This window comes from Micromonospora sp. 15K316, assembly GCF_004348525.1.
GTDB lineage: Bacteria > Actinomycetota > Actinomycetes > Mycobacteriales > Micromonosporaceae > Micromonospora.
Window position 1 is genome coordinate 47,428 of sequence record NZ_SMKG01000017.1, and the last position, 11,563, is coordinate 58,990.

At 74.3% G+C, this 11,563-nt stretch carries 13 protein-coding genes; 10 read left to right on the plus strand and 3 right to left on the minus strand.

The features are described 5' to 3' along the window. Window positions 1-110: 110 nt before the first annotated feature. The gene (locus E1211_RS06840) at window positions 111-1,733 is read left to right on the plus strand and encodes an acetolactate synthase (protein WP_132346548.1); all 1,623 of its coding nucleotides are present in this window, start codon (window positions 111-113) and stop codon (window positions 1,731-1,733) included. A gap of 79 nt (window positions 1,734-1,812) precedes the next feature. Here E1211_RS06840 and E1211_RS06845 read toward each other — a convergent pair whose 3' ends face one another. The 3 genes from E1211_RS06845 to E1211_RS06855 are packed head-to-tail and all read right to left on the minus strand — an operon-like array spanning window position 1,813 to window position 3,052. Further along, the gene (locus tag E1211_RS06845) at window positions 1,813-2,268 is read right to left on the minus strand and encodes a PLD nuclease N-terminal domain-containing protein (protein ID WP_132346550.1); all 456 of its coding nucleotides are present in this window, start codon (window positions 2,266-2,268) and stop codon (window positions 1,813-1,815) included. Window positions 2,269-2,297: 29 nt separating this feature from the next. Then, window positions 2,298-2,663: a DUF202 domain-containing protein gene (locus tag E1211_RS06850; RefSeq protein ID WP_132346552.1), complete on the minus strand. Its 366-nt coding sequence runs from the start codon at window positions 2,661-2,663 to the stop codon at window positions 2,298-2,300. Continuing rightward, window positions 2,660-3,052 (minus strand): YidH family protein, encoded by a 393-nt coding sequence (locus E1211_RS06855; protein WP_132346554.1) that lies wholly within the window; start codon window positions 3,050-3,052, stop codon window positions 2,660-2,662. The genes E1211_RS06850 and E1211_RS06855 overlap by 4 nt, the downstream gene beginning before the upstream one ends. A 41-nt stretch (window positions 3,053-3,093) precedes the next feature. On the opposite strand from E1211_RS06855, the gene E1211_RS06860 reads away from it, so the two are divergent. The 9 genes from E1211_RS06860 (at window position 3,094) to E1211_RS06900 (ending at window position 11,561) form a co-directional block, all read left to right on the plus strand. Next, entirely contained in the window at window positions 3,094-3,891 is a 798-nt protein-coding gene (locus E1211_RS06860) for a GNAT family N-acetyltransferase (protein ID WP_132346556.1), read from the plus strand. Continuing rightward, complete coding sequence (locus tag E1211_RS06865) at window positions 3,888-4,301, plus strand: hypothetical protein (protein WP_132346558.1); 414 nt, start codon at window positions 3,888-3,890, stop codon at window positions 4,299-4,301. Before E1211_RS06860 ends, E1211_RS06865 begins: the two co-directional genes overlap by 4 nt. Before the next feature lie 205 nt (window positions 4,302-4,506). Further along, window positions 4,507-5,286: an electron transfer flavoprotein subunit beta/FixA family protein gene (locus E1211_RS06870; RefSeq protein ID WP_132346561.1), complete on the plus strand. Its 780-nt coding sequence runs from the start codon at window positions 4,507-4,509 to the stop codon at window positions 5,284-5,286. An 11-nt stretch (window positions 5,287-5,297) separates the two neighbouring features. Next, complete coding sequence (locus E1211_RS06875; protein ID WP_132346563.1) at window positions 5,298-6,257, plus strand: electron transfer flavoprotein subunit alpha/FixB family protein; 960 nt, start codon at window positions 5,298-5,300, stop codon at window positions 6,255-6,257. Window positions 6,258-6,708: 451 nt separating this feature from the next. Further along, window positions 6,709-7,884: a cysteine desulfurase family protein gene (locus tag E1211_RS06880; protein WP_132346565.1), complete on the plus strand. Its 1,176-nt coding sequence runs from the start codon at window positions 6,709-6,711 to the stop codon at window positions 7,882-7,884. Between the two features lie 90 nt (window positions 7,885-7,974). After that, complete coding sequence (gene mnmA / locus E1211_RS06885) at window positions 7,975-9,048, plus strand: tRNA 2-thiouridine(34) synthase MnmA (RefSeq protein ID WP_132346567.1); 1,074 nt, start codon at window positions 7,975-7,977, stop codon at window positions 9,046-9,048. A gap of 49 nt (window positions 9,049-9,097) precedes the next feature. After that, the gene (locus E1211_RS06890; RefSeq protein WP_132346569.1) at window positions 9,098-10,102 is read left to right on the plus strand and encodes a methionine synthase; all 1,005 of its coding nucleotides are present in this window, start codon (window positions 9,098-9,100) and stop codon (window positions 10,100-10,102) included. Window positions 10,103-10,138: 36 nt separating this feature from the next. Further along, window positions 10,139-10,501: a VOC family protein gene (locus E1211_RS06895; RefSeq protein WP_207915283.1), complete on the plus strand. Its 363-nt coding sequence runs from the start codon at window positions 10,139-10,141 to the stop codon at window positions 10,499-10,501. A gap of 64 nt (window positions 10,502-10,565) precedes the next feature. After that, window positions 10,566-11,561 carry an ADP-ribosylglycohydrolase family protein gene (locus tag E1211_RS06900; protein ID WP_243709384.1) on the plus strand — a complete coding sequence of 332 codons (996 nt, stop codon included), beginning with the start codon at window positions 10,566-10,568 and terminating at the stop codon, window positions 11,559-11,561. The last annotated feature ends 2 nt before the right edge of the window (window positions 11,562-11,563 follow it).

Below are 11,563 nucleotides of genomic sequence, written 5' to 3' on the forward strand. Positions count from 1 at the left end.
GCACGACGCCCCGGCCGACGGTGGTGCGAACCGCCGGCCGGGGCGCGCTCGCCCGAGCGGAGTGACCGGTGGGTAACCTGTGACCCCGGCCACGGACGAGGGGAGCGACCATGACGGAACGGATCGAAGGTCACGGTGGGGAGTTGGCGCTCGCGGCGCTACGGGCGCACGGCGTGCGGGAGATGTTCACCCTCTCCGGCGGGCACGTCTTCCCGCTCTACGACGCCGCCCACAAGACCGGCTTTCCGATCTACGACGTCCGGCACGAGCAGTCCGCGGTCTTCGCCGCCGAGGCGGTGGCGAAGCTCCAGCGGCGTCCCGGCCTCGCCGTCCTCACCGCCGGCCCCGGGGTCACCAACGGCATCTCGGGCCTGACCAGCGCCTTCTTCAACGCCTCCCCGGTGCTGGTGCTGGGCGGCCGGGCGCCGGCCTTCCGCTGGGGCTCGGGCAGCCTCCAGGAGATGGACCACCTGCCGCTGGTCGCCCCGGTCACCAAGCACGCCGAGACGGTGTTCAGCACCGACGACATCCCGCGCGCCGTGACCGCCGCGCTGACCGCCGCCCTCACCCCGCACCGCGGGCCGGTCTTCCTCGACTTCCCGCTGGAGACCGTCTTCTCCGTCACCGACGCGGAGCTGCCCGCGCCACCCGGGATCACCCCGGTCGAGCCCGACCCCGAAGAGGTCGCCCGGGCGGCCGGCCTGATCGCCGCCGCCGTGCGGCCGGTCATCATCGCCGGTTCGGACGTGTACGCCGGCGACGCGACCGCGGCGCTGCGCGAGGCGGCCGAGGCGTTGCGGGTGCCGGTCTTCACCAACGGCATGGGCCGCGGCTCGCTCCCGCCGGAGCACCCGCTCGCCTTCGCCAAGGCCCGCCGGGCCGCGCTCGCCGGCGCCGACGTCGTCGTGGTGGTCGGCACCCCGCTGGATTTCCGCCTCAACTTCGGCGACTTCGGCGACGCCGAGGTCGTGCACATCGTGGACGCCCCCAGCCAGCGCGCCGGGCACGTCCAGCCGGCTGCCGCACCCGCCGGCGACCTGCGGCTGATCCTCTCGGCCCTGGCCGACCACCCGGGCGACCGGGCGGACCACACCGGGTGGATCGCCGACCTTCGGGCCGCCGAGGACGCCGCGAGCGCCCGCCACGCCGAGGAGATGGCCGCCGAGACCGACCCGATCCGCCCGGCCCGGATCTACGGCGAGCTGCGCAGGGTGCTGGCCCGCGACGCCATCACCATCGGCGACGGCGGGGACTTCGTGTCGTACGCCGGGCGCTACCTCGAACCCGCGCAGCCCGGCACCTGGCTCGATCCCGGCCCGTACGGCTGCCTCGGCACCGGCATGGGCTACGCGATGGGCGCCCGGATCAGCCACCCGGACCGGCAGGTCTGCGTGCTGATGGGCGACGGCGCGGCCGGCTTCTCGCTGATGGACGTGGAGTCGCTGGTCCGGCAGAAGCTGCCGGTCGTGATCGTGGTCGGCAACAACGGCATCTGGGGCTTGGAGAAGCACCCGATGCGCGCCATGTACGGCTACGACGTCGCCGCCGACCTTCAGCCGGAGCTCCGTTACGACCACGTGGTGAGCGCGCTCGGCGGCGCGGGCGAGACGGTCGCGAAGGCCACCGACCTCGGGCCGGCGCTGCAGCGGGCCTTCGACGCCGGGGTGCCGTACCTGGTGAACGTGATCACCGACCCGGGCGACGCGTACCCGCGCTCGTCGAACCTCGCCTGAGGCCGGTCCGCGCCGCCGCCGGTCAGCGGCGGCGGCGCGAGATCGGCGGCGGCGTGGAGCCCGAGCGAGCGCGCGTCGCCTACACCTCGGGGCGGTCCTCCTCGCGGGGCGGCTCGCCCTCGCGGGTCCCGCGCGGCGGTGAAGCGTCCGGTGGGTCCGTCTCCCGGCGACGCAGGTCCTCCTCGCGTCGGCGCAGGTCCTCCTCCCAGCGGCGGAACAGCTCCTGGTCGTCGCGGCGGGTCCGCTCGGAGATGGACTTGAGGAACTCGGGGTCGTCGTCCGGGGCGAGCGGCTTCGGCCGGTCCCGGGTGGGTGCTCGGCGCGTCGCCTCACCGGTCGGCGCGCCGGGCTTCCTCTCCCGGCCGGCGAGGAACCAGGCGATCGAGCCGACCAGCGGGAAGAAGAGGATGATCAGCGCCCAGCCGATCCGGGGCAGGGCGCGGATCTCGCCCTCCTCGGCGGAGAGGCAGCTGATCAGCGCGCAGACGGCGAGGACGATCTGCGCCACGAAGAGGAGGACGTACAGCCGGAGCATGCGTCCATCATCCCGCACCCGGCCATCCGTCACAGCCCGCGCAACACCAGCACCACCCCGAGCACGGCGAGCGCCACCGCGCCCAGGGCGACCGCCGGCAGCGACCGCCCGTCGAGGGGAGCCGGCCCGGTTCCGGTGCCGCGCCGCCAGTAGATCGGCAGGGTCACGCCCCAGCCGACCAGCGCCGCGCCCGCGAGCAGCAGGCCACCCAGGTCACCGCTGAGCGCCTGCCGGACGGCGAGCACGGTCACCACGGTCAGCGTGAGCGCGCTCCGCCGCCAGGCCAACCGGGTCCGCTCCGGCTGGAGGCCGGGGTCGCGCGGCGACCCGCCACCGCCGTCCGGGTCCGGCCGCGGCCCCCGGCGGGGCTCCGCGGGGCCGCGTGGCTGCGTCACCGACCGCCGACCGCGTCGACCAGCACCGCGGCCACCAGCAGCAGCGCGCCGAGGCCGACGGCGAGCGCGAGCAGGGCGGGGAACCGGGACGCCGGCAGCTCCTCGCCGAGCCGGATCGCCCGTTCGGTACGCGCCCAGTGGTCCACCGCCCGGACCGCCACGGCCCCGCCGAGCAGCAGCAGGACCACCGCGATCACCTCGCGCAGGTGCCGCAGGGGCAGCGGCGGCAGGAACTGGGCGACGGCCAGCCCGCCGCCCACCAGCGCCAACCCGGTACGCAGCCAGGCGAGGAAGGTCCGCTCGTTGGCCAGCGAGAACCGGTAGTCGGGGGTGCTGCCGACCGAGCGCAGCTCCCGCGGGTCGAACCACCGCCTGATCGACTCCCACACGATGCCGATTATCCGCTGGCCACGGGTCGTAGCCTGAACCGATGACGGATCTTGATGCCACCACCCTGCGGGCCGCGTACGACACCCAGCTCCGCCCCGACCTGCCGGATCCGGTGCCGGCGGGGGTGACGGTCGAGCAGGACGGGCCGCTGTACCGGGTGCTCGGCCTCGATCACCGCGGTTTCCTCACCTACCGCGACCTGCGTGGCCTGACCGGCGTGGCGCTTGACGAGTTGATCGCCCGGCAGGTCGAGCTGTTCCGGCGGCGGGGCGAGCAGGTGGAGTGGAAGCTCTTCGGTCACGACGAGCCGGCGGATCTCGCCGATCGGCTGAGGGCGGCCGGGTTCGTGCCGGAGGAACAGGAGTCCGTCGTGATCGGCCCGGTCGCGCCGCTGGCCGCGGCCCTTCCGGTGCTGCCCGAGGGCGTACGCCTGCGGGAGGTGACCGCCCGCGCGGACCTGGATCGGATCGTGGCGATGGAGGAGGCGGTCTGGCAGGCCGACCGCAGCCACCTCGGGGCGGCGCTGGAGCGGGAGCTGACCACGGACCCGCAGTCGATCACCGTCGTGGTGGCCGAGGCGGGGGAGACCGTGGTGAGCGCCGGCTGGGTCCGTTACCCGTCGAACACCGGCTTCGCCTCGCTCTGGGGCGGTTCGACCCTGCCGCAGTGGCGGCGCAGGGGCATCTACCGTGCGCTGGTGGTGCACCGGGCCCGGTTGGCCGCGCAGCGGGACCGGACCCTGCTGCAGGTGGACGCCTCCGACGACAGCCGGCCCATCCTGGAGCGGCTCGGCCTCGTCGTGGTCACCACGACCACCCCGTACGTCTACACTCCGTGATCATGGTCCAGGAGTTGACGGACGAGGAGCGGCTGACGCTCAAGACCGGGGCCTTCGGCGCGGTCTTCCTGGTGTCGAACGTGGATCCGGGCATGCTCGCCGTGTTCAAGGAGAGCCTTGCCGCGTCGGGGGCGTTCGCCGGCGCGTCCGGGGTGGTCCGGGCGGCGCTCACCACCGGTCCGCTGCCGAGGCTGCCGCGTGACTCGCCACGGGAGATCGAGGCGACGGTGCTGCCGGCGCTCGGCCGGGCGGTGCGGATCCTGAGCGAGAAGTCGCCGGCGGACGTGGCGGTCTACCGGGAGGTGGTGCTCGCCGCCGCGGACCGGGTGGCGCGGGCGCACGCCGGGGTGGCCCCGGCCGAGGCGGCGGTGATCGCACGGATCAGAGCGGCGCTGGCCGAGACGATGTGATCGGGAGTACGCCCACCCGGCGTCCGCCGGGTGGCCTGTGTCACTCTGTCCCTCCGGAGCCAGCAACCTACTGACAGGTAACATGGCGCTCGTGGGCAACCGCACAGCGGCGCGCAGTTGACCGATCGTTAAGTCACGCGGGAGGCTGCGGCCCAGACCGGGCGAGCGATTCGCAACACCACACAGGAGGGGTCGTCGAAGCGCGATGAACATCGTCGTACTCGTCAAGCAGGTGCCCGATTCGGGCGCGGACCGCAACCTGCGCAGTGACGACAACACCGTCGACCGCGGTTCGGCGAACAACGTCATCAACGAGATGGACGAGTACGCCATCGAAGAGGCGTTGAAGATCAAGGAGGCGCACGGCGGCGAGGTGACCATCCTGACCATGGGTCCGGACGGGGCGACCGAGTCGATCCGCAAGGCGCTCTCCATGGGGCCGGACAAGGCCGTGCACGTCGTGGACGACGCGCTTCACGGCTCCTGCGCCGTGACCACCTCGAAGGTGCTCGCCGCCGCGCTGGGAACCCTCGGGGCCGACCTGGTCATCTGCGGGGCCGAGTCGACCGACGGCCGGGTCCAGGTCATGCCGCACATGATCGCCGAGCGGCTGGGCGTGGCGGCGCTGACCGGCGCCCGCAAGCTCACCGTCGAGGGCGGCACGCTCACCATCGAGCGGCAGACCGAGGAGGGCTACGAGGTCGTCACCGCCTCGACCCCGGCCGTGGTCTCCGTCTGGGACACCATCAACGAGCCGCGCTACCCGTCCTTCAAGGGCATCATGGCGGCCAAGAAGAAGCCGGTGCAGACCCTCTCCCTGGGCGACCTCGGCGTCGCACCGGCCGAGGTCGGCTTCGACGGCGCCACCAGCGCCGTCGTGGAGCACAGCAAGCGTCCGCCGCGCTCCGGAGGCGCGAAGGTCACCGACGAGGGCGACGGCGGCGTCAAGCTGGTCGAGTTCCTCGCCACCGAGAAGTTCGTGTGAGGGGTCTGGACATGTCTGAGGTTCTCGTCGTCGTCGAAGCCACCCGCGAATTCGGCGTCAAGAAGGTCACCCTGGAGATGCTCACCCTCGCCCGCGAGCTGGGCACGCCGAGCGCGGTCGTGCTCGGGGGCTCCGGCGCCGCCGAGGCGCTCCGCGCCAGGCTGGGCGAGTACGGCGCGGAGAAGATCTACGCCGCCGAGGGCGAGGAGATCGACGGCTACCTGGTGGCCCCGAAGGCCGGCATCCTGGCCGACCTGGTCCGCCGCGTCCAGCCCGCCGCCGTGCTGCTCGCCGGCTCCCAGGAGGGCAAGGAGATCGCCGCCCGGCTGGCGGTCAAGCTGGACAACGGCATCCTGACCGACGTGGTCGCGCTGGACGCCGACGGCACCGCCACCCAGATCGCCTTCGCCGGCTCCACCATCGTGAAATCCAGGGTCACCCGCGGCCTGCCGCTGGTCACCCTCCGACCCAACTCGGTCAACCCGGAGCCGGCCGCCGCCGACCCGGCGGTCGAGCAGCTCGCCGTCGCCGTCGCCGACACCGACAAGCTGGCCAAGGTCGTCAACCGGGTCGCCGAGCAGAAGGGGTCCCGTCCGGAGCTGACCGAGGCGTCCGTGGTCGTCTCCGGCGGTCGTGGCGTCGGCAACGCGGACAACTTCAAGCTGGTCGAGGAGCTGGCCGACCTGCTCGGCGGCGCGGTCGGCGCGTCCCGGGCGGCCGTCGACTCCGGCTTCTACCCGCACCAGTTCCAGGTCGGCCAGACCGGTAAGACGGTCTCCCCGCAGCTCTACGTCGCGCTCGGCATCTCCGGGGCGATCCAGCACCGGGCCGGCATGCAGACCTCGAAGACCATCGTCGCGGTGAACAAGGACGCCGAGGCGCCGATCTTCGAGCTGGCCGACTTCGGCGTGGTCGGCGACCTGTTCAAGGTCGTGCCGCAGGCCGCCGAGGAGATCCGCAAGCGGAAGTGAGCCGTCGGGTGCGCCGCCGCCCGCGGCGCCCCCACCGGTGCGAGGCAGATACCCGAAGGAGTGGCCGTCCCGCCGTGGACGGCCACTCCTTCGTGCTTTCCGTCCGTGTTGACCGGCGGGCGAACGACCGAGATGGGAGCTGATCGGCGGGCCGGGGAGCTGAACCGGCCCGCCGATCAGCCCGTCAGGGAGCCCGGCGTGCGGTCGCCGGGCACGCCGGAGCGCGGCACCCGGGCGCGGGGACATCGACATCGAGTATGCCTGATCTGCGCCGGTTCGACACTGCCCGCGGCGGATGATCCCGTGTCGATCGGCTCGGCATCCCAGGTACCCCGAAACGCCCCGGAGATGCACGCCCACCTCGGGTCGTCCGGCGCGCAAGCCTCGCGACGTCCCGCGCCGGTGCCCTCGACCGTCGACGGCCCGCCCGGCCGCCGTAGGCTGAGCGGTGATGGCTTACCTGGATCACGCGGCGACCACCCCGATGCTCGACGAGGCACTGGCGGCGTACGTCGCCACCGCCCGCGAGCTCGGCAACGCGTCGGCGCTGCACGCAGCCGGCCGGCAGGCCCGCCGGCGGGTCGAGGAGTCCCGCGAGCGGGTGGCGGCCGCCCTGGGCGCCCGCCCCTCCGAGGTGATCTTCACGGGCGGCGGTACCGAGAGCGACAACCTCGCGGTCAAGGGCATCTTCTGGGCCCGCCGGACGAGCGACGCGGACCGGCGTCGGGTGGTTTCCAGCGCCGTGGAGCACCACGCGGTGCTGGACGCCGTGGACTGGCTCGGCGAGCACGAGGGCGCCGAGATCGGCTCGTTGCCCGTCGACAGCGCCGGACGCCTCGATCCGGCCGCGCTCCGCACCGAGCTGGCCGCCCACGGCGACCGGGTCGCGCTCGTGACCGCGATGTGGGCCAACAACGAGGTCGGCACCGTGCAGCCGATCGGCGAGCTGGCCGCGGTCGCCGCCGAGCACGGCGTGCCCTTCCACACCGACGCGATCCAGGCGGTCGGGCAGGTGCCTGTCGACTTCGCCGCCAGTGGGGTCTCGGCGCTGACCGTGACCGGCCACAAACTCGGTGGGCCGGTGGGCGTCGGCGCGCTGCTCCTCGGCCGGGACGTGGCGGCCACCCCGCTGCTGCACGGCGGCGGCCAGGAACGTGACGTCCGCTCCGGCACGCTGGACACCGCCGGCATCGTGGCCTTCGCCGTCGCCGTGGAGGCCGCGGTCAAGGGCCAGCAGGAGTACGCGGCGCGGGTCGCCGAGCTCCGCGACGACCTGGTCGAGCGGGTCCGCCAGGCCGTGCCCGACGTCGTCTACAACGGTGACCCGGGCGACCGGCTCCCCGGCAACGCGCACTTCTCCTTCCCCGGCTGCGAGGGCGACGCCCTGCTGCTCCTCCTCGACGCCCAGGGCATCGCGTGCTCCACCGGCTCGGCCTGCTCGGCCGGGGTGGCCCAGCCCTCGCACGTGCTGCTGGCGATGGGCGCCGACGACGCCCGGGCCCGCTCGTCGCTGCGCTTCACCCTCGGCCACACCTCGTCACGCCAGGACGTCGACGCGCTCGTCGCCGCCCTCCCCGGCGCGGTCGAACGGGCCCGCCGCGCCGCCGCCTACCGCGCGCCCCGCTGACTCGGGCCGGTCGGCGCGGGGCGGACGGGCTGGGCAGGGCGGCCGAGCCGAACGGGTGGTTAGGGTGGAGAGGCGGAAAGGAGTGAGCCGGTGAGGGTATTGGCGGCGATGTCCGGCGGGGTCGACTCGGCGGTCGCGGCGGCGCGGGCGGTCGACGCCGGGCACGACGTGACCGGCGTGCACCTGGCGCTCTCGCGCAACCCGCAGACCTACCGCACGGGCGCGCGGGGCTGCTGCACGCTGGAGGACTCGCGGGACGCGCGGCGCGCCGCCGACGTGATCGGCATCCCGTTCTACGTGTGGGACATGGCCGACCGGTTCCACGAGGACGTGGTCGACGACTTCGTCGCCGAGTACGCGGCCGGGCGCACCCCGAACCCCTGCCTGCGCTGCAACGAGAAGATCAAGTTCGCCGCGGTGCTGGACCGCGCGGTCGCCCTGGGCTTCGACGCGGTAGTCACCGGCCACCACGCCCGCCTCGGGGCGGACGGTCTGCTGCGTCGCAGCGTCGACCTGGCCAAGGACCAGTCGTACGTGCTGGCGGTGCTCACCCGTGAGCAGTTGGACCGGTCGGTCTTCCCGCTGGGCGACTCGACGAAGGCGCAGGTCCGCGCCGAGGCCGCGCGGCGCGGGCTCGCGGTCGCCGAGAAGCCGGACTCGCACGACATCTGCTTCATCGCCGACGGCGACACCCGCGGCTTCCTCGCCCAGCGGCTGGGCGAGCAGCCGGGCGACGTGGTCGACGCCACCACCGGCGCGGTCGTCGGCACCCACGCCGGCGCGTACGCGTACACCGTCGGCCAGCGGCGCGGGCTGCACCTGGACCGGCCCGCCTCCGACGGCCGGCCCCGCTACGTGCTCTCCATCACCCCGAAGACCAACACCGTGACCGTCGGCCCGGCCGAGGCGCTGGATGTGTCGCAGGTCCGCGCGAACCGCCCGATCTGGACCGGCGGTCCGCGCCCGGACGGCCCGATCGAGTGCGAGGTGCAGCTGCGCGCCCACGGAGACGTGGTGCCCGCGACCGTCGCCCTGGACGGCGACACGCTCCACGCCGAGCTGCGCCGTCCGATGCGGGGGGTCGCCGCCGGCCAGGCCGTGGTGGCGTACCGGCCGGATCCGGCCGGCGACATCGTGCTCGGTTCCGCCACCATCGCCGGCTGAGTACCCGCCGCCGGGCCGGTCGGCACGGATCACCGGATACCCTTCGGCGGTGACAGATCAGGCGTGGCCGTGGCCGGTCGGCGCGGCGACCGGCATCGGATCGTTGCCCGGCACCGACATCGCCGAGGCGCAGCGGATCGTCCTCGGTGAACTACCCGACCTGCCGCACCTGCCGGAGCTGCCGGCCCGTGGGCCGGGCGCCGAGCTGATCGGCCGCACCGCCGGCCTGCTGGTCGAGCTGCCGGTGGAGCTCTACGCGGCCCGCTGGCGGATCGCTCAACGCCCCGGCCGGGAGCTGCGCCGGGCTCGCGACCTCATGGAGCGCGACCTCGATCAGCTCGCCGAGCAGGCCGAGGAGTACGTCGGGCCGGTCAAGCTGCAGGCCGGTGGGCCGTTCACCCTCGCCGCCGCCCTGGAGCTGCCGATCGGCGGCCGGATGCTGCGCGACCCGGGCGCCGTGCGTGACCTGACCGGCTCCCTCACCGAAGGGCTGCGCGAGCACGTGGCGGCGGTGGCCCGGCGACTGCCCCGGGCTTCGGTGCTGCTCCAACTCGACGAGCCGTCGCTGCCCGCGGTGCTCGCCGGAAGGGTGCGCACCGAGAGCGGGCTCGGCACGTACCCGGCCGCTGAGGGCGACCTCGTGGCGAGCCTGCTGCGCTCGCTGATCGAGGCGGTCGGGGTGCCGACGGTGGTGCACTGCTGCGCGCCGGACGTGCCGGTGGAGCTGATCCGCTCCACAGGTGCCGCAGGTCTCGCCCTCGACCTGTCCCTCGTCACCGACCTGGACCCGCTCGGCGAGGCGATCGACGCCGGGCTCGGGCTGCTCGCCGGTGCCGCGCCCACCCGCCCGCCGTCGACCGGTCGGGCGCCGACCTCGGCGGAGGTGGCCGACCGGGTGCGTACGCTCTGGGACCGCCTCGGCTTCCCCCGCGCCCGCCTGGCCGAGCAGGTCGTGGTCACCCCCGCCTGCGGGCTGGCGGGAGCGCCGGCGGAGTACGCCCGGGCCGTGCTGAAGGCCTGCCGCGACGCCGGTCGGCGGCTCGCCGAGGAGTGAGTTTCCTCGTCGTACCCCCTGGGCAGAATGACAGGCATGATTGGACAGCTGCGTTCGACGGTGATCGACTGCCCGGATCCCCACGCCCTGGCCGCGTTCTACGCCGAGCTGCTCGGCCTGCCGGTGACGCACACCGCCGAGGACGACTGGGTGGTGCTCGGCGGCCCGCCCGGCCAGCACCCGCGCGTGGCGTTCCAGAAGGCGCCCGACCTGCGTCCGCCGACCTGGCCGGAGCCGGAGGTTCCCCAGCAGCTCCACCTCGACGTGACGGTCACCGACATCGAGGCCGCCGAGAAGGCGGTGCTGGCGCTGGGCGCCCGGCGGCTGCCCGGCGAGGGCGAGGGCTTCCGGGTCTACGCCGATCCCGCCGGCCACCCCTTCTGCCTCTGCTGGGACTGACGGCCCGGCGGCGGTCGCCCCGGCACCTGGCGGCGATCACGCCCGACCGGGCATGATCGCGGGCATGATCGATTCCTCGCGCGATCGCAGCGCCGGATCACTGTTCGGGCTCGCCTACGGTGACGCGCTCGGTAAGGAGACCGAGTTCCTTCCGGTCGCCGAGATCGTCCGGCGGCACGGTCCCGCCGGTCCCCGCGAACTGGTCGGGGACCCGGCGCTGGTCACCGACGACACCCAGATGGCGCTGGCCGTGGCCTGGGCGCTGCGTGAGGCGTCGGAGCTGACGCCCGAAGCGGTGGAGCCGGTACTGCGCCGGCGCTTCCTCGACTGGGCGGCGAGCCCGGAGAACAACCGGGCCCCGGGGATGACCTGCCTGCGCGCCTGCGCCGACCTGTCCCGGGGGCTGCGCTGGCAGGAGGCGACAGTGGCCGGCTCGAAGGGTTGCGGGGCGAACATGCGGGTCACCCCGGTCGGGCTGCTCGACGTCGATCTGGACACTCTCGCCGGGCTCGCCCAGCTCCAGGCCGGTCTCACCCACGGCCACCCGACCGGGCTGGCGGCGAGCGAGCTGACCGCGTACGGTGTGCGGTCGCTGCGCGACGGCGCCGCGCTCGACGAGCTGCCCGACCTGCTCATCGACCGGGCACGGGAGCAGCGCCACCGCTACCGCGCCGACTGGCTGGGTGACCTGTGGCAGCGCCCCGGCACGACCGACCCGGCGGAGTTCATCGCCCGGGGCTGGGACGAGTGCCTCGCCGCCCTGGGCCGGCTGACCAACGCGCTGGCGCGGCCCGATGACGGTGGCGACCCGTGCCGGCTGACCGGTGAGGGCTGGGTGGCCGAGGAAGCGCTGGCCACCGCCCTGTACTGCGCGCTGCGGCACCCCGACGACCCGGTCGGCGCGCTGGCCCGCGGCGCCACCACCGCCGGTGACTCGGACTCCATCGCGGCGCTCGCCGGCGCGTTCGTGGGCGCGGCCGTCGGCATGTCCGCCTGGCCGGCCGGTTGGGCGACCCGCATCGAGTACGCCGACCAGCTCCACACCCTCACCGCCCCCTGACC

Excerpts from the sequence above, each read along its gene's own strand:
- E1211_RS06840 (WP_132346548.1), top strand. The coding sequence starts at position 111 with ATGACGGAACGGATCGAAGGTCACGGTGGGGAGTTGGCGCTCGCGGCG.
- E1211_RS06845 (WP_132346550.1), bottom strand. The coding sequence starts at position 2,268 with ATGCTCCGGCTGTACGTCCTCCTCTTCGTGGCGCAGATCGTCCTCGCC.
- E1211_RS06860 (WP_132346556.1), top strand. The coding sequence starts at position 3,094 with ATGACGGATCTTGATGCCACCACCCTGCGGGCCGCGTACGACACCCAG.
- E1211_RS06870 (WP_132346561.1), top strand. The coding sequence starts at position 4,507 with ATGAACATCGTCGTACTCGTCAAGCAGGTGCCCGATTCGGGCGCGGAC.
- E1211_RS06875 (WP_132346563.1), top strand. The coding sequence starts at position 5,298 with ATGTCTGAGGTTCTCGTCGTCGTCGAAGCCACCCGCGAATTCGGCGTC.
- E1211_RS06880 (WP_132346565.1), top strand. The coding sequence starts at position 6,709 with ATGGCTTACCTGGATCACGCGGCGACCACCCCGATGCTCGACGAGGCA.
- E1211_RS06895 (WP_207915283.1), top strand. The coding sequence starts at position 10,139 with ATGATTGGACAGCTGCGTTCGACGGTGATCGACTGCCCGGATCCCCAC.
- E1211_RS06900 (WP_243709384.1), top strand. The coding sequence starts at position 10,566 with ATGATCGATTCCTCGCGCGATCGCAGCGCCGGATCACTGTTCGGGCTC.